Here is a 21,705-nt window from a genome sequence, read left to right as displayed (position 1 = left end):
AATATATATTGTTAATTATCTCAAATTACGTTGCATTACGCCACTTTGTACTTTTTTAAGCAAAAAAAAACTGTAGATCGCTGTCTCATCTACAGTTCCTCCTGTCACATGCTAGATTGTTCAATGCTTCGTTCGACCATCGCCCAGTACTCCGGCGGATGCGGGACGAAGCGGTTCCGCCCGAAACGTTCACCCTCGATGCTGACGACTTCCGTTGTCGTTTCGTCACCTAACGTAGCAAATGCGTCGAATGAAAAAGCGACCAGCCGTTTGACTTCAGTCGCTTGTAAATGATAGTCAGAAATGGCTTGGTTCGATTCCGTCAAAAAGACCTGAGTCCGCTCGCGATCAATGAATCCCGGCAACGTCAGTTCTTCTAGAAAAATACCAACGTGCTCCAACTGATCCATCGCCCGGACGAGTCCGAGCTCTTCTTCGAGTTCACGAACACCATCAGCAACGGTTTCACCGGCAAGTAAATGTCCTGCCGCTGTAATGTCGAGACAATTTGGAAAATCCTTTTTTTCAGTCGCCCGTTCTTGAAGAAGAACGATTCGTTGCTCTCGATTCACGACGAAGCAGTGGAACGTCTCATGCCATAACCCTTCAGCATGTACCCGGTTTCGTGACGCCGTGAATAATGGATGCCCGGCCTGATCCGTGACCATGATTAACTCCTGTTCACTCATCCCAGCACCTTAGAGGCTTGATAGAAGCGCTCGCCTACCGTATACAGTTCTGCAATCAAGAAGACGATCGCAATCCAGATGATTGCACTTGGGAATAACAGCATTGCCGTTAAAAACAAGAACCCCTCCGTCCGTTCAACGAGACCCGGCTGGTATTGGAAGGACTTGATGCCATAATTTTCACTGACTGCCCCAATTGCGAGAAACATCGTCATACCGATGACAAAGGACGCAATTAAAAAGAGCATGACGATTTGTGTTTCCGGAAAACGAAGCGCAATCCCGATCAGCACGGACAACTCGACGATTCGATCTAGTACAAGATCAAGGATCGTTCCAATCGCTGTCGGTTTTTCGCGACGTGCCATCGTCCCATCGACGACATCAAGCATTCCAGAAATCCACAATAAGAGAATCGCAATTCCCATCATGTCATTGTAGACGAAGAATCCTGTTGCCCCTCCGATGATGCCGGAAATGATTGTGACTTGATTCGCCGACAGACCAAGCTTTTTCAAACCGGTCGCCGCTTGGTCGAACACAGGTTGGACCATCTTTCGTGCTCGTGTATCTAACATATTAGTCCTCCTTTCTGACGACATAAACAGTCGTCGCTTCGTCGAACGCTCTTCTTGTCTGAATGACGAGTCGCTCGCCGGTTGCCCGTTCGACTTCATAGAACCGAACACCATATTGGATTAATTCTTTCGTAATCGTAACACGTTCATTCGTTTGATTCGTCGGTCTTAAGACCAACTCGATCGCAGACAGCGGATACCATGTCCCGTCTAAGGCAAGACCATCTCCAAAAAACGGACTCGTCTCGCTTAAAGCAACAGGTCGCCCTTGCTCGATAATGCGTCCTGCCTGCATGACATACACATAGTCCGCCATTGCCATCGCTTCTTCGCGATCATGTGTGACAAGCAACGTCGTCACGCCTTGTTGCTCCGTCAGGCGACGAATCAACGTCCGTAATTCACGCCTCCGCGGCAAATCGAGGCTTGAAAACGGCTCGTCTAATAATAAAAAGTTCGGTTGACTCGCAAGGGCACGTGCTAAGCTCGCACGTTGTTGCTCGCCTCCCGACAGTTGATGGACAAAGTCCGCTTCACGTCCCGGTAACCCGACGCGGTCGAGCCACTCCGAGACTTGTCGGGCGTCCCCTCGCATGCCAAGGCGGATATTCTGCCCGATCGTGAGATGGGGAAACAGTAGCGGTCGTTGAAACAGCATCGTCACTCCGCGTTTACTCGGGACTGTTTTCGTAACGTCACGCTCTCCGAAGTGAATCGTTCCACCTGAGACCTTTTCTAATCCGGCAATCAAGCGCAGTAACGTCGTCTTCCCGCTTCCACTCGGTCCGACAAGCGCAACGCATTGTCCCGAGGCGATGGTTAGATCGATGTCTTGCAAGACGGTCGTTTTACCGAAACGCTTCATCACTTTATTAATTCTTACGTCCATCTAATAACCTCCGAACCCCTTCTATCCATAAGGTAAAGAACAACATTTGCCCTAGATAAATCAAAAATGGTAACCCGATCAACCAAATCGTCGCTTCTTTAGCCGCATCAACCGCATTCCCAGAGTAAAGGGGGAAGACTTCAAGTGCGAGCATCCGAACGACGCCACCGCCGATGAGCACGACGAGTGCATACTGACTAAGTGTGATGACGGTGACGAGCAATGTCACCGATTGTAATGTCGGACGAAGCAACGGTCCGACTAAAAAGAAAAATCGCTTCAAGCGGTTTGCCTCAACAAGGACCGTCTGTTCGAGTAGTTGTTCACCGAGCGCCTGAAATCCGTTCGTATAAAGGCGGACCGTGTACGGAAGTGTCGGTAACAAAAGGACGAGTAACACGCCAAGGAATTGATCAGCCAAACCTAAACGGATCCACGTCAAATAAAGACCGAATGAGAGCAATAATACAGGTAAAAACAGTGGCAGACTAATCAACAACTCAGCCAGTTGAATGATTCGTCCCGTCTGAAAGGCAATGGCTTTCCCTGCCGCATAACCAATTACGTGGTTCAAAAACGTCACTGCTGCAATCATGAAGAGCGTCGTCGTCAACGTCTCGACGATTCGCGGATTTAGAGAAAATGATTTCGGAATGATTCCCAGCAGCGGTGCAACGACGAGACAAGCGATCAATAGCGTAACGATTCGTTGCTTCATTCAATCCGCCCCTTACTGATTCGCTCTGTGATCGGTCGAATCCACCACGTGAAGACGGCTAACATCATGAAGAGCAACGTCGTCAAGACGACACTGATGGCAAAAGCCGTTGGTTGTTGCGACAGGTCTCCTTGCGTATATAAATCAAATACATATACACCAATCATTTTCGGATACGTCACACCAAGCAATGCCGGCACTTCGTAGGCAAATAGAACAAATGCAAAAACGATGAAGCTAGCTTCAAGTGCCGGAAACAAAATAAAAACACCTTTTCCATGCCAAAATCGGCGAATCCTAGATAATCCAAGCAGTTGCCCCAATTCCTCATACCGGTGATCAAGCCGTCGAAAAACAGGAATGAGATAAAAAAAGATGAACGGTGTTTCTTTATATACGTAAGTCAAGATGATACTGAAATGATTCGTCTCATGCGGACCAATCATCGGTACATTACTGAAGTAGAGAATCGCAAGATATGCTGCACCAAGATGCGGGATAAACAGCGGAAGTGCGAGGATTTGTTCCGCCATCCCCCCTCGCCTTGAGAAAAATTGAGCTAAGCCGAAACCGACCCCTAACGAAAGTAACGTGCTACTCAGTGCGACGTACAGACTTAACACAATGCTTTCAAGAAACACGGTATCGCTTAACAATGCACGATAATCGGCGACTGTCGTCATCGATACACTGATGAACAGTCCATAAAGAACCATTCCAGCAATCAAGAAGACAGCGGGGTAAGGATTACCGCGCCACACGTTCCGGCCAATCCTTTCGAATGATCTCGAAGAATTCCGGGTCGAGCTCCGCTCGGACTTTTCCTTCAAATGCATCTGGTGTCGGTGTCGATTTTGCTGCCGGAACATCCTTAAACGCTTGTTGTTCTACTGACGTCAACGTACTTAAATCAAGACTTGTCCCATCTCCCCAGTAGGTCGCGTCATATTTCTTCAACTGCGCATCTGCCGATAACAATTCGTTGATTGCAACGAGCGCCCCTTTTGGGTTTGGTGCGTTAAATGGAACCGATAAGAAGTGGGTCGACGCAATCGAACCTTCTTCTAAGATGAGCGGACGCGTTTCTTCCGGGAAGGTCCCGGACGCTACTTCCTGTTCGGCCCGGCGTTCATTGAAGCCCATCGTGAATGCGACATCCCCCTTCGCATACAATTGATCGAGCTGAGCGAGCGTCTTCGGATAGGTTTTCCCTTCTTTCCAAAGGTACGGCTTTAAATCGTTTAAATAAGCCCATGTCTTTTTAAAATCGCTTTTCGGGTTCTTCAACGTTTCATTAGATTCGACCCCGTACATGACGTGACGGACAAACGTATTTCCCGTGAAATCCGTCACTTCCGGATAAGTGAATTTTCCTGGGTTTGCTTTGACCCAGTCTTTTAACTCGTTTAAGTCCACCGGTGGTTTGGCAACACTGGCTTGATCATAATGGAACGCAAACTGGACTTTTCCCCAGGCCGCTTCGAGCCCTTCCGTCTTCGTCCCACTATCTGAAGCTTGCGCCGCGGCGTCGACTTGCTTGATGTTCGGTAAGACGCGCGCGATGTCACCATATAACAGACCGTCTTTTTTCGCATTTCGGAAATTATCGCCGTTGATCCAGACGACATCAATCACGCCTGTGTCCTTACCGGCTGTTTTTTCAGCACGCAATTTCTGAATGATATCCGCTGTTTCAATCGGCACACGCTTCAATGTGATTTGATGCTCTTTTTTCAACTTGGGTGCGACGTACTCGTCGATATAGGCATTGATTCCGTCATCTCCACCCCACATGTACATCCGGACCGTCGTTTTCGCTGCTTCCTGTTCAATCATTTTATAGGATGAACCTAGCACTTCGTCCTTTGCCGGCAAGTCAGAAGTTGCGCCACACCCGGCAAGCAACAACCCACCGACAGCGATACCGATTACTTTTTTTAACATTTTCATTCCACCCCATCATTTTTTGTCAAATCCGGACTTACCGAGCCATTCAATCAATCGGGGACAAACGGCATATGCTTTCGCTGAAAGTTCCATCCACCACGGTGCATTGACCTCTCGTTTTTGACGCTCGATCGCTCGGACCACCGTTTTTGCAAGCGACTCTTTCGATAACAAAATCGAGGCGACATTCTTTTCATATTTGCGACTGAGATCGGCGCGAATGAAAAATTCAGTCGCAATCGGTCCCGGATTAACCGTCATCACATGAATTCCTTTTGGTCGTAATTCAAGTCGCAATGCATTTGAGAACTGAAGCAGGCTTGCTTTTGTCATGCAGTAGATGGTCGATTTCGGAGTCGGCAGCTTTCCTGCCTGACTGGCGACATTGACAATCATTCCATTCGGACGCAGGAAAGGTAGACACGCTTTTGTCAACCGAACGGGCGTCAGGACATTGATCCGGTGCATAGATTCAATCGTCTCAATCGAGGTATCCTGCAAGAAACTGAATTCTCCGAATCCGGCATTATTGATCAATACATCAATCATGCCATAGTCGACCTGGATTCGTTCGGCTAAATGCTCCGGTGAATGTTCTAAGTCATAGACGATATAGTCAGCATGCAGCTCTCTTGCTAAGCGTTCGAGCCGATCGGCACGGCGGGCAATCAAAATCAAATTCGCTCCTTGCCGGTTCAAGACGCGCGCTAACGCTTCACCGAGACCGCTTGATGCTCCAGTCAAGACAACCGTTTTATTCATTAGATTCATCCGCTAACTCCCGCTTTCGAATAATAAAGAACCGTATCTCGTTTTTCGACTGTAATTTGACCGCTTGCGACTAAATAATCGAGTCGTGCTTTCATTTCACTCATCACGAGCGGAAACGATTTTTTTAAACGATTGCCGTACGTCAACTGCGCTAACTCAAATAACGTCTGCTCTCCCGTCAGATGTTTCAAAAGTTGCTCACCGCGGGCCTTACGTTGGAGCAATCGTTCTTCAATCAAGGATGGAACATCACGGATTGTTTCGCCATGACCGGTATAGGCGATCGTGATTCGTTCACCTTGAAGCTTTTCGAGCGAGCGCATATATGCAAGGACAGGGCGTTTTATATCAGACGCATCTCCTGCTTGCGGCTGTTCAAGTAACGGGTTCGGCTCAATCCGTGCCAGTAAATGGTCGGCTGCAAACAATGTCCCGTCTTGACCGAGAATCCCGATCTGGTCGCTTGCGTGTCCCGGTAGCTCAATCACGCGGTATGTACTTGCCGCCGTGATGGAATCCCCTTCTTTTAGGACATAGTCGAGTTGTCCTTTTCCGAGCCATTTGAGGGCCGACAGATAACTCGGTAGCAACGCTCGTATTTCTTTTGGCACCCCGAACGACATCGCTAAGCGTTGCAAAAAGGCATCGCCACTATTCAAGAAGTCCGTATCCTGTTCTAAATAGGGACGAAGTCGTGCGTGCCCGTAAATCGCAATTCCTTTTTCAGAAAAACGATAAGCCATTCCGGCATGATCGGCGTGGTGATGCGTCACGATTACTTTATCGAGTTCTTCGACAGACAAGCCGATTTTCTGCAAACCCTCTTGCATGGCGTGCCAAGCTTCTGCCGTATCCGGTCCACAATCAATCAAAATATTTTCATTGTCCGTTTTGAGGACGTAACAATTGATATCACCGACTGGAAACGGCGTTGGGATCGGTAGCGTGAAGATTTCATCTTTGCTGTTCACTTGGAATCCCCTCATTTCTCTCACTAGTTTCCTTCATTATAGAGAAAAATGAACCCGAGCCGCAAACTTTGTCTGTCACTCTCTTGCATCCCTTCACTAAAGCATACGTAAACCGTCTGGAATTGGATGCAAAAAAAGCGACCTTTCGCAGAATGAAAGGTCGCTCGTTTATTGCAAATTTTATTTTAAATTAAGGACAGTCAGTTTATCACGCGTCATCGAAGCAAGACTTCGTCCGACACCCTGCACACCAAGTCCAGATGATTTAACGCCGATGAATGGGAAGTGGTCTGGGCCACGTTCAGTCCGACCATTAATTTGAACAGAACCTGTTTCAAGGGCATCCGCTACAGCAAAAGCTGAATCAATGTTTTCCGTAAAGACACTTGCTTGAAGACCGTATTCCGATTCGTTCGAGTACGCAATCATCTCTTCGACTGAGCTGACACGAATGATTGGTAAGACGGGTCCGAACGGTTCTTCCCAAGCAACACGCATGTCACGTGTCACGTTGTCGATTAGTGTTGGTTCAATCAAGTTGTTCGTCCGGTTTCCACCAGTAACGATTGTTGCACCTTGATCTTTCGCATCCGTAATCAAGCCCTCCACGTAATCCGCTGATTTTGTATCGATCAATGGAACTACGACACTGTCGTCTTCAGGTGAACCGACCGTTAACTTCGCGATCCGTGTTGTTAATTCGTCAACGAGCGCATCCGCTTGATGATCTAAGACGAATACACGTTTGATCGCTGTGCAGCGTTGTCCAGAATAAGAGAACGCTCCACTGATGATGTGATCCGCTGCTAATGAAAGGTCCGCGTCTTCTAAGACGAGTGCCGGGTCTTTTCCACCGAGTTCAAGTACAAGTGGGATCATCGCTGATTGGCGAGACAAGTGACGTCCCGTCCCTGTACCACCCGTGAAAGTAATCATATCAATTCCTGGATGTGCTGTTAAATAGTCACCGATGACTGATCCCCGACCTGTCACGACGTTAACGAGACCTGACGGAAGACCTGCTGCGACGAGTGCTTCAATCATCAAGATTCCACTGATTGAACCTTGTGTTGCCGGTTTGAAGACAACCGCGTTTCCTGTCATCAACGCCGGTGCAAGTTTTGCTGCCGCTAAATTGACCGGGTAGTTAAATGGTGAAATCGCAAGGACGACGCCGAGTGGCGCTTTTTTAATGACTGCAAGTTTTTTGGCACTCCCACCTGGGAATGAATCGCCTTGCATCATTTGACCGTCAAAACGAAGACCTTCTTCTGCTGTATACCGAATGATTTCCGCAGTCCGCTTCACTTCTTTAACGCCATCTGCACGTCCTTTACCCACTTCACGCATGATGACTTCGCCGATTTCGTCAGCGCGTTTTTCAAGTTCTGTTGCCCATGCATGTAATAGTTCAGCACGTTTGTTTGCTGGTTGTTTCGCCCAAGTCGTTTGTGCCGCTTTTGCTGAAGCAATCGCACGGTCGACTTCTGGTTTCGTCATCGCTTGTACACGACCAACGAGTTCTTCTTTATATGGTGAAGAGATTTCGATTGTCTCTTTTGATTCACTCTCATACCATTGTCCATCCAATAAAAATGTATACGTTGTTTTTGTTGTATTCATTCCACTCTACCTCCATATGTTTTTTCTCTCTGTCACTTCAGTGTGTGGCTGCATAGCTATTGTAAACAATTGGTCAGACAAATGCCAAACATTTTGCTTAACATATTATGAAAGCGATTACAATAGTTTTTTTATTGAATTTGATATGGAATGTTTTACGAAATGTGCCGATAACTAGGCAGAAGTGAATGTGCAGGAACGAAAGGGGATAAATCACGTGTACAATCAACACGATATTTTGTTAGAAGCGGGTACGAATGAATTAGAAATCGTCATTTTCCATTGTGGTCCTTATACATTTGGGATTAACGTCATGAAAGTGCGTGAAATCATCGTTCCGTTACCGATGACACCACTCCCAGGAACACCAGATGCCGTCAAAGGATTAATCGAACTACGCGGTGAAGTCATGACGGTCATCGATTTGCCGACTGTCATCGGTGTAGCCCATGACGAAGCGACGGAAGATCGGTTGATCATCTGTGAGTTCAATGGCGAGAAAAGTGTCCTTCGCGTCGATTCTGTCACGGAGATCAGACGTATCTCGTGGGAACAAATTGATACACCGAACGAACTCGCACGTGGAATCGAAGGATTGACGAACGGCGTCGTCAAGACAGGCGATAAGATGATCATCTTACTCGATTATGAAAAAATCGCACTCGAACTGTCTCGTAAAGACATCTTCGCACGTGAAGAAGGACGTCGCGTCCAACCGCGTGACAGATCGAACAAAACGATTTGGATTGCCGAAGATTCAGAAATGCTCCGGACACTCATCATTGAGACGCTTGAAGAAGCAGGATATCACGGCTTAAAATGGTTCATCAACGGAAAAGATGCATTTGACGCCTTCGAAGCAGGTAGCGATTGTGACTTGTTGATCACAGATATCGAGATGCCGAAAATGGACGGACTTCATTTATCGAAACGCCTTCGTGAAGACGACCGGTATGCCGAACTGCCAATCATCGTCTTCTCTTCCTTGATTTCAGATGATCTTCGCCATAAAGGTGAATCTGTTGGGGTCAATGCACAAATTACAAAACCAGAAATCGGTCGTTTGATCGAAACGGTCGATTCATACGTCTTGTAAGACGTTGTTGACGGTTATATCGGAGCTCACTTTCCAGTGGGCTCCGATTTTTCAATTCACAAAAAAAAAAGAAGCGTCCACGAAATCGTGAACGCCGGTTTACTTTTTTCATCAATTACTTGATCGAGTCCGAATTCTTTCCAATAAAAGCATCCAACCAGACTTTTCTGAACTCCACCATAGATTGATCAATGTTTTGCAAAACCTGATTCGCATTTTCAAGCGAACCCGTTTCTGCTTCTTTTTCAAGTTGTTCGAACTCATCTGCCAAATCGTCCGCCGCGACCGAATAGGAGGCACCTTTAAGTAAATGTGCGATTTTTTCTGTCTGTCCCGGATCATTGTTATTGATCGCTTGCTCTAGTTCAGGAAATTTACGATCAAACTGCGCAATGTATGTTTCACCAATCTTTTGTAAAAATACGTGGTCCCCACCGGCGATTGAACGTAATTCCTCTAACTTCTTTTGATTAAAAAAAGGCATCTGGTTCCCCCCTCTGGTTTCATTTTAACATTAAATGTCGTAAAAAAAAATCTGAGAATCATTTACACGCCCTATCTTCTGTCCCTATAATAAGCAAGTGAAGAGCAGGAGGGATAGACATATGTTGACGATTTATCGAAGTGATGTGACCGGGGCAGTCAACGAAATTCAAGAATTCACGAAAGGTTCTTGGATTCATCTTGTCAATCCGACAAAAGACGAAGCCGACCAAGTCATTGCTGCCACAAAGATTCCTGAGGATTTTATCTATGACCCACTGGACGTTGAGGAAAAACCTCGTTTTGAAAAAGATGATGAAGGGCTCTTGATGATTGTCGATGTTCCGTACATCGAAGAAGAGTCATCGGGACGACGCTACAACACGATCCCGCTCGGTATCATCGTGACGTCGAGGCATTTCATCACCGTCTGTTCGCAACAACTCGACGTGTTGACCTTGTTCTCGAACGGTAAATTACGGACATTCCGGACGAATTATCGTTCACGCTTTGTATTTCAAATTCTTTATAAAGTCAGCTCTTCTTACCTTCGTTTCCTTCGTCAAATCGATCGCCGAATGGACGAACTCGAAGATGAACTTCAACGTTCGATGCGAAATCAAGAAATTTTTCAACTGATGAACTTACAAAAATCCCTCGTCTATTTCATGACGTCACTTAAATCAAACGATGGCGTTCTTGATCGCATCATTAAAACACCGAGTCTCGAGAAACATGAAGACGATGAAGATTTACTAGAAGATGTTTTCGTCGAGCACCGCCAGGCAATGGAGATGGCACAAATCTATAAAGATATCATCAGTTCGACGATGGATACGTTTGGTTCCGTCATCTCGAACAATGTAAACTTCGTCATGAAGTTTTTAGCCTCAATCACGATTGTTATTTCAATCCCGACAATGATTTCCGGAATGTTCGGGATGAACGTCCATGTGCCGTGGGAAGGTGAAGTCATCGGCTTTTGGATTGTCTTTGGGATGATGATTTTCTTCTCCGGACTCGCTGCCTTTATTCTGTGGCGGAGACGCTTTTTCTAGCACAAAAAAACCACTCGCTTTTACATGCTGAAGACGTAGCATGTACAAAAGCGAGTGGCTTTTTTAATTGATTTCGACCGTGACGAGACATAAATCATCGGCCTCATCACTTTGATCGGGCTGAATCAAGTGGTGAATGTTTGGTCCTTGTTGTTCGATCAACTGACGGATCGCACTGATCCCTTCGTCAATCCCTTTGCTATACAGCTCCATGAAACCATCCGTATAGAGGTAGATACATCCAGGAGACGTCAAGTCGATTGTCCGACTCGTATATTGTGAGTCCTCAAACATCCCGACTGGCAATCCTGTGTTCTCGAGGGCGATGATTTGATCCCCCATCCGTAACAAACCAGGTGGGTGTCCCGCATTCGCATAACTAAGTTTCATCTCATCCAAGTCGATGTACAAATAAACGGCAGTAAAATAAATTTCCGTTTCATCCCCTGGGAAAAGGCGGCTCATCTGACGGTTCAGTTCTTCAAGTACTTTTGCCGGATCACCGATGCGATGCACGAGTTCAAACAAGATCGAGCTCATCCCCATCGTAATCAACGCTGACGAGACACCATGGCCCATGACGTCAAACAAGATGATGCCATATTTATTTTGCGAGATGCGGTACCAGGCATACATATCTCCCGCTAGTTTTTTAGAAGGAATATAGGTTGCCATGATTCGAATGTCTTCATCTTCGATATTTGCACTCAAAACACTTTGCTGGAGCTTTTGAGCAAGATCAAAATCTTCTTGTAAGACTTTTTCATATCGTTTCCGTGCATCTATCGCTTGTTTTAATGACATCGCATTTCGAACACGAGCAAGCAATTCCGTTTTTCGAATTGGCTTTGTCGTATAGTCTGATGCTCCCGCATCCAGTCCATCCGCGATGTCCTCTTCATTGGAACGACCGGACACGATGACGATTGGCAGTTCATCTAAACCAAATCGTTTTCGGATCAACCGTGTTGTATCAATCCCACTAATGCCGGGCATCTCTACATCCAGTAATACGACATCTAAGTTGTCGATAAAGGCCGGGTCCTCCATCAATTCAATCGCTTCTTCCCCACTCATCGCTTTTACGACATCGTATCCTTCATTTTCAAGCAGTCGCTCCAAAATCATTAAATTCGTAAATTCGTCATCTACGACTAATATACTCATACCGTCACCTCGTTCCTAAACATGTTAATCTGAACATAGTTTATCACATCATGACCACTTTCGTTTAGACGAACGGACAGTTTTCCGTCATACTAAAAGAGAAGAATGAAAGGAGGAATGGATCATGTGGCTCTATGTTGTTTCCATTCTAATCATCGTGTTTGTCTTAGTTGCTTCAATCATCGTCATTTCAAAAGGCTACGGATATAAAGGCAATCAAGACGATATCGAAATTGACTACGATGAAATCAACCGTAAACTGACTGAAAAGCAGGATGAAGAGAAGCAAAACTAAACAACTTTGACCGTCTGAGACCATTTTAACATCGGTGGTCTTTTTTTGTTGCATGAAAAGTGCATGTTTTCCTTTTTTATGACGAGGGTACATATCTATCATGGTCAAATATTATCTTAAGGGAGTGTCTATTCATGGAACCTAATCTACAAAATGATCCACATGCTGCTCAACAAGAACATCCAAATCGTCAATTCGATCAAGAAGCTTCGTCAGGTCGTCGTGTCAATTTACTTACGGGGATGTTGCTAGGAGCTGTCGTCGGCGGATTGCTTACAATGCTGAGCTCAACGAATCGACAAAACACAAAACAAGGACTTAGCGGCGCAAAAGATTCCGTTTCATCATTAGCATCTACTATTAAAGAAGATCCGTCAGGAAAAGCTTCACAAGTCATCGAACAAGTAAAAAGCGCTTCAGGAATCATTCAAGAAGTCGCTGGTGACGTCCAAAATGTGTATGACAAGGTTAACAATGAACTTGATACCGTCAAATCGGATGCTTCTTCTGTAAAAGATACTGCAACGGAAGCTAAGGGTGACCTGTCTTCAATTAGTGAAAAAGTGGTCGAAGCAAAAGACGTGGCGCTTGGAAAAGAAGAAGCCCCACAAAACAATCAATCAGACAATTCACAGCAAAATAAATAAACCGTTTTATCAAAAACCATCATGCTTGTGGCATGGTGGTTTCTTTTAACGTTGTCACAACAATCCATTACTCAAAAAATTTCACGATGATTGCGACACGTTCACGCATACCATATCGCAATACACCAGATAACGGTGTTTTTGCAGGAATCGCATCACTATTCAATCCTACTTTCTTCGCTTCGGTACGAGCACGATACAAATGAAAATCTGACGTCACGATCGAGACTTGATTTTCACCTTTTGGTAATAACGATTTTGAAAAACGTAAATTTTCAGTGGTCGACGTCGATTTGTCTTCGAGCACAAGACGTTTTTCAGAGATTCCTTCGTCAATCATGCCACGGCGCATCGCTTCTGCTTCTGAAATCGCTTCACCCTGCCCCTGCCCACCGCTCAAGATAAAAGTCGTTCGCGGATATTTTTTTCCGTATGCAGCTGCAGCCTGAATCCGGTTTTCCAATATCAGTGACGGTGTTTCCCCTCTGACACCTGCACCGAGGACGATGACAAACGAGTGTTTCCCGTTCGCTGCGGGACGTTTTCCTTCTGCGACAAATAAACCGATACTAAACCAGAAAATGACGAGTCCACCTACGATTCCGGCCACTACAAGCCGATATCTTTTCAAAACTTGTTTGATCCGTTCCATGAGTCATATGATTCCTTTCAGACTGCTATTTTCGATTACATCCGTTTCTACGATGTTTTTCTAAGAAAAGTTTCAATCACAAAACAGGGGCGACTCAAAAATGGGGATGTCTCCCGATTAAAAGGAATCCGGACTTTTTCATCCATACCTCCGGCAAGCACTAAACTATCTTGAACAATAGAAATGACCGATGGTCCCGTGAATCGCGGGAGCAACGGTCATTTGATTAAATGGAGGACGGAAACGTCCGTCACACGGATTGATGTTGGTCCGACTTCTGATTCAGACCCCTTTTGCTAGATTAATTTCCCCAAATTGCTGTCGCATATTCTGGATGATCAATGAATGGATTGCGGTTTTTTTGCCATTTTTCAAAAATGATGTCATTGCGTTTCTTTTCAAATGCATCGACCGGGTCAAGTTTGTTCCACGCTTTTAACGTCGATAATTTTCCGTGAAGTGGGTTTGAGCCATTGTTGACGTTTTCTGACGTCTCTAAGTCGATTTCGCCGCCACCTTCATAACGAACCGCCATATAGAAAATCATCCGCGCGATATCACCTTTGACGCGAGTCGGTGGTTCCCATGAATCACCATCTCGGTTACAATCGCATCCGCTATATTTCGTTCCGCCATTGTCAAAATCAAGGTTCCCACGAGCACTATTGACGACGACGTCTGACGGACGTAAGTGATGCAAGTCTGTCCCTGGTCCCATGCTTGTTCCGAAGTCTCCATGCGATTTTGCCCAGACATGCTCTCGGTTCCATTGACCGACATTCCCACCGTTGCTATTTTTTGAAATGGACTTCCCCGTGTACAATTCGATCACGTTGTTCACATTACCTGGATCTTGATCGGTTTCTTTTAATGCCGTCCAAACCGTGTCATACGAGACTTCCGTATGATTATCGATGATGTCATGCAGTGATGCTTTTAATGCCGCACCCGTTTTCCCCGCTGCCGGCTGATAATAGGCATCGATTGTTGATTGTGACGTTACCGCCTGTGGTCCCGCTACTACCTTTGTTGAATCTGTTTTGGCGATGACCGGCGTGAAGGCAAGTGATCCTAACGCGAGTGTCGCAACAAGTGCCCCACTGATTTTCGACTTCCAGTTCATGCTTTTTCCCCCTCAGGTTAAGTATGGACATGCAATGTCAAACCGTATTACACTCCCATTTTCACATCACTTGTCTTTCTTATGGAAGATGGACGAAAGACCTCTTCTTTTTAGAGGAATCCAGAAATCAGAGTTAGCACAATTGTTCAACGGTTAGAAGGTCCTGTTTTTTAGTGAATCACGAATCAATAAACGATGAATTATTATTTAGAAGAACTATTCTAGAGGCAAAAGTCATGATTATAAAGGATACATAAATAAGGTATGAGGATGATACTCCCCACGTTTCAACTTGCTATAATAATTAATGCAAGCGTTTTCATAATTTGATAGAGGAGGCTTTTTGATGAAACATAAAAGCTTGATTGTCGCATCTCTTGCAAGCGTGACGTTTTTAGTGCCACTTGCGCAACCGATTGCAGTAGGGGCAACAGCAGACAACGGGACGATGATGCAATACTTTGAATGGTATTTACCAAACGACGGGAACCACTGGAACCGTCTAGGAAACGACGCTTCTAAGCTTGATCAACTCGGAATTACATCTGTTTGGATTCCTCCTGCCTACAAAGGAACGACTCAAAATGATGTCGGCTACGGTGCCTACGATCTATATGACCTCGGTGAGTTTAATCAAAAAGGAACAGTCCGGACGAAGTACGGCACGAAAACGCAATTGAAATCCGCCATCGGGCAATTGCACACGGCTGGAATCGATGTGTATGGTGATGTCGTCATGAACCACAAGGGTGGTGCTGACTTTACGGAATCCGTCACGGCCGTCGAAGTCAATCCGGGTAACCGTAATCAAGAAGTCTCTGGCGACTATCAAATCCAGGCCTGGACCGGGTTCAACTTCGCGGCGCGGAGCAACGCCTATTCAAACTTCAAATGGAAATGGTATCACTTCGACGGAACGGATTGGGATCAATCCCGCTCAAAAAGTGCCATCTATAAATTCCGAGGAACAGGTAAGTCGTGGGACTCGAATGTATCTTCTGAAAATGGAAACTATGATTACTTGATGTATGCAGACATTGATTTCGATCACCCGGAAGTGCAGCAGGAAATGAAAAACTGGGGGAAATGGTACGTCAATGAACTCGGGCTCGATGGATTCCGTCTTGATGCCGTCAAACACATCAAACATACGTATCTCGCAGATTGGTTGACGAATGTTCGTCAGACGACGGGTAAGGAATTATTCACAGTCGCCGAGTACTGGCAGAACGATCTCGGGACACTTAAAAACTATTTAAGTCAGACGAACTATAAACAATCGGTCTTTGACGCTCCACTTCATTACAAATTCGAACAAGCGAGTAAAGGCGGCGGCTTTTATGACATGCGCACAATTTTTAACGGCACACTCGTCCAAGATAATCCGACGCTTGCCGTCACACTCGTTGAAAACCATGATTCTCAACCTGGTCAATCGCTCGAATCGACCGTTCAATCCTGGTTCAAGCCCCTTGCTTACGCGATGATTTTAACGCGGGAACAAGGGTATCCATCTGTCTTTTACGGGGACTACTACGGAACAAAAGGCTCATCGAACCGCGAAATCCCTGCCCTCGCGTCAAAAATCGATCCGATTCTAAAAGCACGGAAGGACTTCGCGTTCGGGAAACAAAATGATTACCTCGATAACCAAGACATCATCGGTTGGACACGGGAAGGCGTCAGTGACCGCTCAAAATCAGGGCTTGCGACAATCCTGTCTGACGGCCCTGGTGGGAGCAAGTGGATGTATGTCGGTACGCAAAATAAAGGCGAATTCTGGACAGACATCACCGGTAACAATTCAGCTTCCGTCACGATCAATGCAGACGGGTATGGTCAATTTTTCGTCAATGGTGGTTCTGTCTCGATCTACCGCCAACAATAATTCGTCCTATTTAAAAGCCCCCATCCGGTACCGTTTCCTTTTCAGGAAGGTTCGTGGATGGGGGCTTCTTTTCATTCAGCGAGACCGACACTTTCGCGAATCGATTCTTCCTGTTCAATCGCTTCAAGCAGGAAATGGGCGACATCGGCCCGATTGATTTGTTTCGCTTGGTCGGGTACACCGTCAGCTGTTTGGCGGTACATCCCGGTTAACGGACCATTCATCAAACGGAGTGGTCGTGCGACCGTATAGTCGACGTCTGCCTGTTTCAACAAGTCAATTGCTTGCCGGTGATCACGTAATGGATTCTTTAAGATTTGCTGTGCGAGTAATCCTTGTGCACCCGGTAATTCCTTATCAACACCTGCTGATGCGACGTAACCAATCCGCGTTACACCACTGACTTTCATCGCATTGATGATCCGGACGAGACTTCGTTCTAAAAATCCACTGTAGGCAAGGCTTTCTGTCCCTAACGCCGTCAAGACAGCATCTTGTCCGACAAGCGCCGCATTGACATCCTCTTGGTTCAAGACGTCCCCCGTGACGACATGAAGTCGTTCATCTTTTAGTTCCAACTTATCCGGATTACGGACGAACGCCGTCACCTCATGGTCATGCGCAATCGCCTGTTTGACGAGTTCTTGTCCGGTTTGACCCGTAGCCCCAAAAATAATCAATTTCATGCATAACATCCTTTCCCTTTCAAGATCCACTGTTTGAATGATACCCTTACCGCTTGAAAATGAATCGTCTTCCCTCACCCTTATTTTCAGAAAATTATTTTTATTTATTAACAGTGTATGCTAAAATCTCCCTAAGTACATATGGATATTTTTTCCTTAATTAAAAGAACGACCATCTTTTTTCTTCGATAAAGACAGGAAGTCAGTCTATTCTGCTTTATGCTTTGGAAACTCGTACAGTCACGTCGCGTGAAAAAACGGCGCCCTTCTTTTGGAGGTGTGACGGATGATGTTCCACTATCTCAATACGGACGATGAGGTTCTACGCTTCGAACAACAATTATCACGCTACTCATCACCTTAACCTTGGAGGGATTTCCTATGAAGCTACAACAGTTAAAAGACCAACTCAATTCGATTTATCTCGGCAAACCGGACGTCATCGATCTCTGTCTGACGGCACTCATCGCCGAAGGTCACATCCTGCTTGAAGATGTACCGGGGACCGGGAAAACGATGCTTGCGAAAGCACTCGCCCAAAGCTTCGAGAGTGCCTTCTCCCGGATTCAGTTCACGGCGGATTTGCTTCCGTCCGACGTCATCGGTTCAGACTTCTTCAACTTAAAGACGCAGGAGTTCGAGAATAAACGCGGACCGTTGTTTGCAAACGTCGTCTTGATCGATGAGATCAACCGCGCCGTCCCGCGGACACAATCGGCATTGCTTGAAGCGATGGAAGAACGTCAAGTCTCGATTGGCGGAACAACGTATCAGATGCCGGCACCATTCTTCGTCATCGCAACTCAAAATCCGATCGAGTCAGCAGGAACATTCCCGCTACCGGACGCCCAACTCGACCGGTTCATGGTCGCGATCGAAGTCGGTTATCCGGATTTTGAGAACGAACGCCGCTTGCTGTCTGAGATTTTGACGAACGTCCGCCGATCAGCCGTCGGGATTGCGTCAGGAGGGGACTTGATTTCATGGCAGGAAGAAGCACGACGTGTCCATGCGTCGCAAGACGTGCTCGATTATCTGCTGCATATCGTTCAGGCGACACGGAATCATGAACTCGTTGAAGTCGGTGTCAGTCCACGTGGTGCGATTGCCCTGCTTCGCGCGTCCCAAAGCTATGCTTTCTTGAATCAACGCGACTTCATCATTCCGGAGGACATCAAACACCTTGCAAAACATGTCTTGGCCCACCGCCTGACATTGACACTTGAAGGGGGCATCAAGACGACAAAGGCCCAAGTCTTGTACCATCTCCTTGATGCCATTCCAGTTCCTGTCGAGATTGGGTGACGCGGATGAAAATCGAACGTTCCGTCCCCTTTTGGCTCGAACAAAAATTATTTCCCGTCTATTGCATATTGACATTTTTATTCTTATTCCTCCCCGTCGTCTCGGGACTCGGGTTTCTCTTTGCCGCACTCGCGACGATTCATGTCGTCGTCAACCGGACGGAACGGCAACTCCGCCGGGAAGTCGCTTTAGAATGGAAACACTATGAACGATTGATGTTCAACCAAGAACAAACGGACCTCCAGCTGCAACTTTTCGGACTCGAACTTTTTTCGTCACTCGGCCTTAAGGCCTCCCTCCGTCTCCATGCTGCTGACGGGATTGTTTTCACGACGAGTGACGCGCTCCATCCCCACACGTATGATACCAAACTGGTGTTGACGGAAGAATTGTTTACGATCCCAATCCAGACCGTCAAACGTGGTCCGACGGCACTCGACGAAATCATCTTAACGATTCGTCTGCCCTGGCGGATGGGCGTTTACTTATTTTCATTCGACAGTTATCCGCAGTTCACGGTGCTGCCTTCGTTAACGGCACAAGCGACACCTTTCCTGCTGAACCGCTTACGGATTGGTGATCGTCCGGACCGCTATTCACCATTAAAAAACAAATTGGTCCAGCTTGGATCAAAAGCGTATACGACGGAACCGTCGAAGGACATCGATTGGTACGCGACAGCAAAAACCGGCCGTCTGCAAGCAAAAGTCTATGAGACGAGTAATCAGGACACATTCACCATCGCCCTCAATTTGTCGGGTCCAAGTGGATACGGCTTACATAATCAATCGGAACGCTTCATCGAACAAGCTTCGTTCTTAATCAGTGAGTTGATTAAGGAGGGCTGTAAAGTTGAATTGTTCCTGAACCGTCTCAACGAAGCGAACCACATGACCCACTTGGCGTTAGGTGAAGGACAACCGCACTTGAAGCACGTCCTTGTCCACCTGTCGACGTTATCCGACCGGGATTCCTATATCGCAACAAAACAGTTCGAACGGTATGTCGTGCGTCGAAAACATCTTAACAGTCAGCTGATCCTGGTTGGGAACGACCGGATCCAGGCGATTGGCTGACGATCAAAGAAGGAGGTTTTATCATGGTTTCCCTAGTCATTCGAAAGTCGCTTCAGTTCATCGTATCGTTGGTCGTTTTACTGTGCATCAGCGCCTTACCGGCATTGATCGTCCAGTTACGTCCGAACTTTTCGAATTACACCGATGCGCTCAAACAACAAGTCCTGTTTTTGACTGGTGTCGAACCGATTCTTTATTACAATGTGACCGCACAACAGCTTCGTCCGTTGTTGCCGGACTTACAACCGTTCATCCAGGAGACGCTGCTGATCTTCAGTAGTGCCCTTGTCTGTTCGTTTATCGCCGCACTTGTCTACGCGTTTTTCTTTTATCGCGCGCGTCTGCGGACACGTAACCTGTTGAAGCAGACGACGCGTGTACTCGAGATGGTGCCGGATTTATTTTGGGTGATTTTTTCACAGTACATCATCATCGTTCTTTTTAAGACGACCGGTTTCGATCAAATCGAAGTCGCCGGCGGTTTTGCTGATTCGATCCGTTTCCTTCCGATTCTGACGCTGTCGCTGACGACCCTCTTCTTCTTCATCAAATGGTTGACGGGGCAGATCCAAGAAGAGGAAGGAGCCAGCTATATCGAACTTGCCCGCGCCAAAGGGACACACGCGAATCATTTATTTTGGTCACACTTGATTCCGAACTTGTTTTATCGGTTCTATCTGTTTTTCCGCGCCAACGTCATCACGATTTTATCGAGTCTCGTCGTCATCGAATACACATTCAATGTCCAAGGTCTGTTTCGGTTCGTAATCATGAATCCGCAACTTCCTGTCCTGCTCGTGACGCTCCTCTTGATTTACTTACCGTTCTTTTTGATTGACTTGATTGCTGAGCTTTGTATTCCAAAAGCTTGGAAAGGTGGTGCTGTATGAGACGTGTCTTATTGCGTGATCCGTTCTTTTGGGGCTGTATCCTGATTTTTGCGACGCTCCTCCTACTTAGTGTCGGACATACCATATTTCGTGACGGACAAGTCGACCAAATCTCGAACCGGTACGCGGCGGATGGGACGTTCCTCGCGACATCTCCACTTGAACCATCGCGTGAGCAGTGGTTCGGAACGGACCGGGCGGGCAACGATTTATTCCAAATCATGATTGCCGGTGCCAAGTGGACGATCGGGATTTGCTTTGCCGTCGCCTTCGGACGCATCCTGCTCGCTCTGTTGATCGGCGTGCCGCTCGCCTTTAGGGGTAAAAGATTAAATACGGCAATTCGTACCGTTCTTGACGGCTTTTTAATTTTACCGATTTCCTTACTGGCCTATTTCATTTTGTTGACAGGCTTATTTTTTGCAAGTCCAGAAGACATTCCGTCCTTGTCTTCCCGTGTCCTCTTTGAGACAGGCGTACTGATTTTACTCGGGTTACCTGCCTTACTGATGTATTTAGTCAGTGAAACGCGTCACTTGTTGACGCAAGAGTTCATGGTCGTCGCCCGAACACTCGGTGGCAGTCCCCATTACCAATTTAGAAAGCACATTTGGCCGCATCTTTTACCGACGCTTGCCATTGTTTTCATGCAACAGTTCGTCCAAACGTTGATGGTCTTGATTCACCTGTCCTTGTTCGGGTTATTTTTCGGCGGGACACTTTCACGCTTTGCGAACGATGTTTCACCGACGATTTTTGAATGGTCTTCCCAGTTCGGTTTCTACTTCCTTCAGTTTTCAGCCGTTTCCTGGATCAATCACCTGTTCCTGATCCCGGCAATCAGCATCGCTGCGCTCGTCTTCCTCGGGAACTTGCTGACGAGTCGTCTCGAGCGTGCCTATCGCTTACGACGTGAACAGCTAATCTTCACGGAACCGGTCGCACAGGCAGAAGCCGCTACGACACGTTTGACGAATCCGTTTGATTCTGTCTCACCATCAATTACGAAATAATTATGTAAAATATACTTAGCGCCGTCGTATTCTTTTATATGACGGCGCTAAGTATGTCTTAATTTCTTTTAAACTACTTAATCCCTCTAAAAAACAAGCGTTTGGTCTTTTGCGGGTATAGAAAGAGAGAAGGGACGTGA

The 21,705-nt window shown here is 46.5% G+C and carries 23 protein-coding genes; 9 read left to right on the top strand and 14 right to left on the bottom strand.

The window, feature by feature from the left end:
* Positions 1-104: 104 nt before the first annotated feature.
* The 9 genes from KNQ05_RS09395 to KNQ05_RS09355 form a co-directional block, all read right to left on the bottom strand.
* Entirely contained in the window at positions 105-689 is a 585-nt protein-coding gene (locus KNQ05_RS09395) for an NUDIX hydrolase (RefSeq protein ID WP_214805211.1), read from the bottom strand.
* Entirely contained in the window at positions 686-1,267 is a 582-nt protein-coding gene (locus tag KNQ05_RS09390; protein ID WP_029333155.1) for a CDP-alcohol phosphatidyltransferase family protein, read from the bottom strand. Before KNQ05_RS09390 ends, KNQ05_RS09395 begins: the two co-directional genes overlap by 4 nt.
* A 1-nt stretch (position 1,268) precedes the next feature.
* Positions 1,269-2,156 (bottom strand): ABC transporter ATP-binding protein, encoded by an 888-nt coding sequence (locus KNQ05_RS09385; protein ID WP_214771618.1) that lies wholly within the window; start codon positions 2,154-2,156, stop codon positions 1,269-1,271.
* Positions 2,140-2,874 carry an ABC transporter permease subunit gene (locus KNQ05_RS09380; protein ID WP_029333661.1) on the bottom strand — a complete coding sequence of 245 codons (735 nt, stop codon included), beginning with the start codon at positions 2,872-2,874 and terminating at the stop codon, positions 2,140-2,142. The genes KNQ05_RS09385 and KNQ05_RS09380 overlap by 17 nt, the downstream gene beginning before the upstream one ends.
* Complete coding sequence (locus KNQ05_RS09375; protein WP_088836681.1) at positions 2,871-3,635, bottom strand: ABC transporter permease; 765 nt, start codon at positions 3,633-3,635, stop codon at positions 2,871-2,873. The genes KNQ05_RS09380 and KNQ05_RS09375 overlap by 4 nt, the downstream gene beginning before the upstream one ends.
* Entirely contained in the window at positions 3,622-4,818 is a 1,197-nt protein-coding gene (locus KNQ05_RS09370; protein ID WP_214771615.1) for an ABC transporter substrate-binding protein, read from the bottom strand. Before KNQ05_RS09370 ends, KNQ05_RS09375 begins: the two co-directional genes overlap by 14 nt.
* 15 nt (positions 4,819-4,833) lie before the next feature.
* Complete coding sequence (locus tag KNQ05_RS09365) at positions 4,834-5,592, bottom strand: SDR family NAD(P)-dependent oxidoreductase (RefSeq protein WP_214765320.1); 759 nt, start codon at positions 5,590-5,592, stop codon at positions 4,834-4,836.
* Positions 5,589-6,563 carry an MBL fold metallo-hydrolase gene (locus tag KNQ05_RS09360; RefSeq protein WP_088836678.1) on the bottom strand — a complete coding sequence of 325 codons (975 nt, stop codon included), beginning with the start codon at positions 6,561-6,563 and terminating at the stop codon, positions 5,589-5,591. The genes KNQ05_RS09365 and KNQ05_RS09360 overlap by 4 nt, the downstream gene beginning before the upstream one ends.
* Positions 6,564-6,743: 180 nt before the next feature.
* Positions 6,744-8,186 (bottom strand): NADP-dependent glyceraldehyde-3-phosphate dehydrogenase, encoded by a 1,443-nt coding sequence (locus KNQ05_RS09355; protein ID WP_088836677.1) that lies wholly within the window; start codon positions 8,184-8,186, stop codon positions 6,744-6,746.
* A gap of 217 nt (positions 8,187-8,403) precedes the next feature.
* Between KNQ05_RS09355 and KNQ05_RS09350 the strand changes: the two genes are divergently transcribed.
* Positions 8,404-9,282: a chemotaxis protein CheV gene (locus KNQ05_RS09350; protein WP_088836676.1), complete on the top strand. Its 879-nt coding sequence runs from the start codon at positions 8,404-8,406 to the stop codon at positions 9,280-9,282.
* 115 nt (positions 9,283-9,397) lie between these two features.
* On the opposite strand, the gene KNQ05_RS09345 is transcribed toward KNQ05_RS09350, so the two are convergent.
* A complete protein-coding gene (locus KNQ05_RS09345) occupies positions 9,398-9,766 on the bottom strand; it encodes an Hpt domain-containing protein (protein ID WP_088836675.1) in 369 nt (122 codons plus the stop codon).
* A 121-nt stretch (positions 9,767-9,887) separates the two neighbouring features.
* On the opposite strand from KNQ05_RS09345, the gene KNQ05_RS09340 reads away from it, so the two are divergent.
* Positions 9,888-10,823: a magnesium transporter CorA family protein gene (locus KNQ05_RS09340; protein WP_029333146.1), complete on the top strand. Its 936-nt coding sequence runs from the start codon at positions 9,888-9,890 to the stop codon at positions 10,821-10,823.
* Between the two features lie 63 nt (positions 10,824-10,886).
* On the opposite strand, the gene KNQ05_RS09335 is transcribed toward KNQ05_RS09340, so the two are convergent.
* Positions 10,887-11,990: a PP2C family protein-serine/threonine phosphatase gene (locus KNQ05_RS09335; RefSeq protein WP_088836674.1), complete on the bottom strand. Its 1,104-nt coding sequence runs from the start codon at positions 11,988-11,990 to the stop codon at positions 10,887-10,889.
* Positions 11,991-12,114: 124 nt separating this feature from the next.
* Between KNQ05_RS09335 and ytzI the strand changes: the two genes are divergently transcribed.
* Both ytzI and KNQ05_RS09325 read left to right on the top strand, forming a co-directional pair.
* On the top strand, positions 12,115-12,285 hold the full coding sequence (gene ytzI, locus KNQ05_RS09330; protein ID WP_152638925.1) for a YtzI protein: 171 nt from the start codon (positions 12,115-12,117) through the stop codon (positions 12,283-12,285).
* 134 nt (positions 12,286-12,419) lie between these two features.
* On the top strand, positions 12,420-12,932 hold the full coding sequence (locus tag KNQ05_RS09325; protein WP_088836673.1) for a YtxH domain-containing protein: 513 nt from the start codon (positions 12,420-12,422) through the stop codon (positions 12,930-12,932).
* Positions 12,933-12,999: 67 nt separating this feature from the next.
* On the opposite strand, the gene KNQ05_RS09320 is transcribed toward KNQ05_RS09325, so the two are convergent.
* A complete protein-coding gene (locus KNQ05_RS09320) occupies positions 13,000-13,584 on the bottom strand; it encodes a YdcF family protein (protein WP_088836672.1) in 585 nt (194 codons plus the stop codon).
* A gap of 301 nt (positions 13,585-13,885) precedes the next feature.
* Positions 13,886-14,707, bottom strand: a complete 822-nt coding sequence (locus KNQ05_RS09315) for an endonuclease I family protein (RefSeq protein WP_214801058.1) — start codon at positions 14,705-14,707, stop codon at positions 13,886-13,888.
* A gap of 346 nt (positions 14,708-15,053) precedes the next feature.
* Between KNQ05_RS09315 and amyS the strand changes: the two genes are divergently transcribed.
* Entirely contained in the window at positions 15,054-16,595 is a 1,542-nt protein-coding gene (amyS, locus tag KNQ05_RS09310) for an alpha-amylase (protein ID WP_214805209.1), read from the top strand.
* A gap of 71 nt (positions 16,596-16,666) precedes the next feature.
* On the opposite strand, the gene KNQ05_RS09305 is transcribed toward amyS, so the two are convergent.
* Complete coding sequence (locus tag KNQ05_RS09305) at positions 16,667-17,281, bottom strand: NAD(P)-dependent oxidoreductase (RefSeq protein ID WP_088836669.1); 615 nt, start codon at positions 17,279-17,281, stop codon at positions 16,667-16,669.
* A gap of 381 nt (positions 17,282-17,662) precedes the next feature.
* On the opposite strand from KNQ05_RS09305, the gene KNQ05_RS09300 reads away from it, so the two are divergent.
* The 4 genes from KNQ05_RS09300 to KNQ05_RS09285 are packed head-to-tail and all read left to right on the top strand — an operon-like array spanning position 17,663 to position 21,565.
* Positions 17,663-18,586 carry an AAA family ATPase gene (locus tag KNQ05_RS09300; protein ID WP_029333138.1) on the top strand — a complete coding sequence of 308 codons (924 nt, stop codon included), beginning with the start codon at positions 17,663-17,665 and terminating at the stop codon, positions 18,584-18,586.
* A 5-nt stretch (positions 18,587-18,591) separates the two neighbouring features.
* Positions 18,592-19,662 (top strand): DUF58 domain-containing protein, encoded by a 1,071-nt coding sequence (locus KNQ05_RS09295; protein ID WP_214805207.1) that lies wholly within the window; start codon positions 18,592-18,594, stop codon positions 19,660-19,662.
* 23 nt (positions 19,663-19,685) lie between these two features.
* Entirely contained in the window at positions 19,686-20,552 is an 867-nt protein-coding gene (locus KNQ05_RS09290) for an ABC transporter permease subunit (RefSeq protein ID WP_088836667.1), read from the top strand.
* Positions 20,549-21,565: an ABC transporter permease subunit gene (locus tag KNQ05_RS09285; RefSeq protein WP_214771602.1), complete on the top strand. Its 1,017-nt coding sequence runs from the start codon at positions 20,549-20,551 to the stop codon at positions 21,563-21,565. Before KNQ05_RS09290 ends, KNQ05_RS09285 begins: the two co-directional genes overlap by 4 nt.
* Positions 21,566-21,705 lie beyond the last annotated feature (140 nt).

The sequence above is a fragment of the Exiguobacterium sp. s125 genome, from assembly GCF_018618605.1.
In the GTDB taxonomy this organism is placed as follows: Bacteria; Bacillota; Bacilli; order Exiguobacteriales; family Exiguobacteriaceae; genus Exiguobacterium_A; species Exiguobacterium_A oxidotolerans.
The sequence above is the reverse complement of the archived record's forward strand: the minus strand, read 5'-3'. Positions and strand labels throughout refer to the sequence as shown.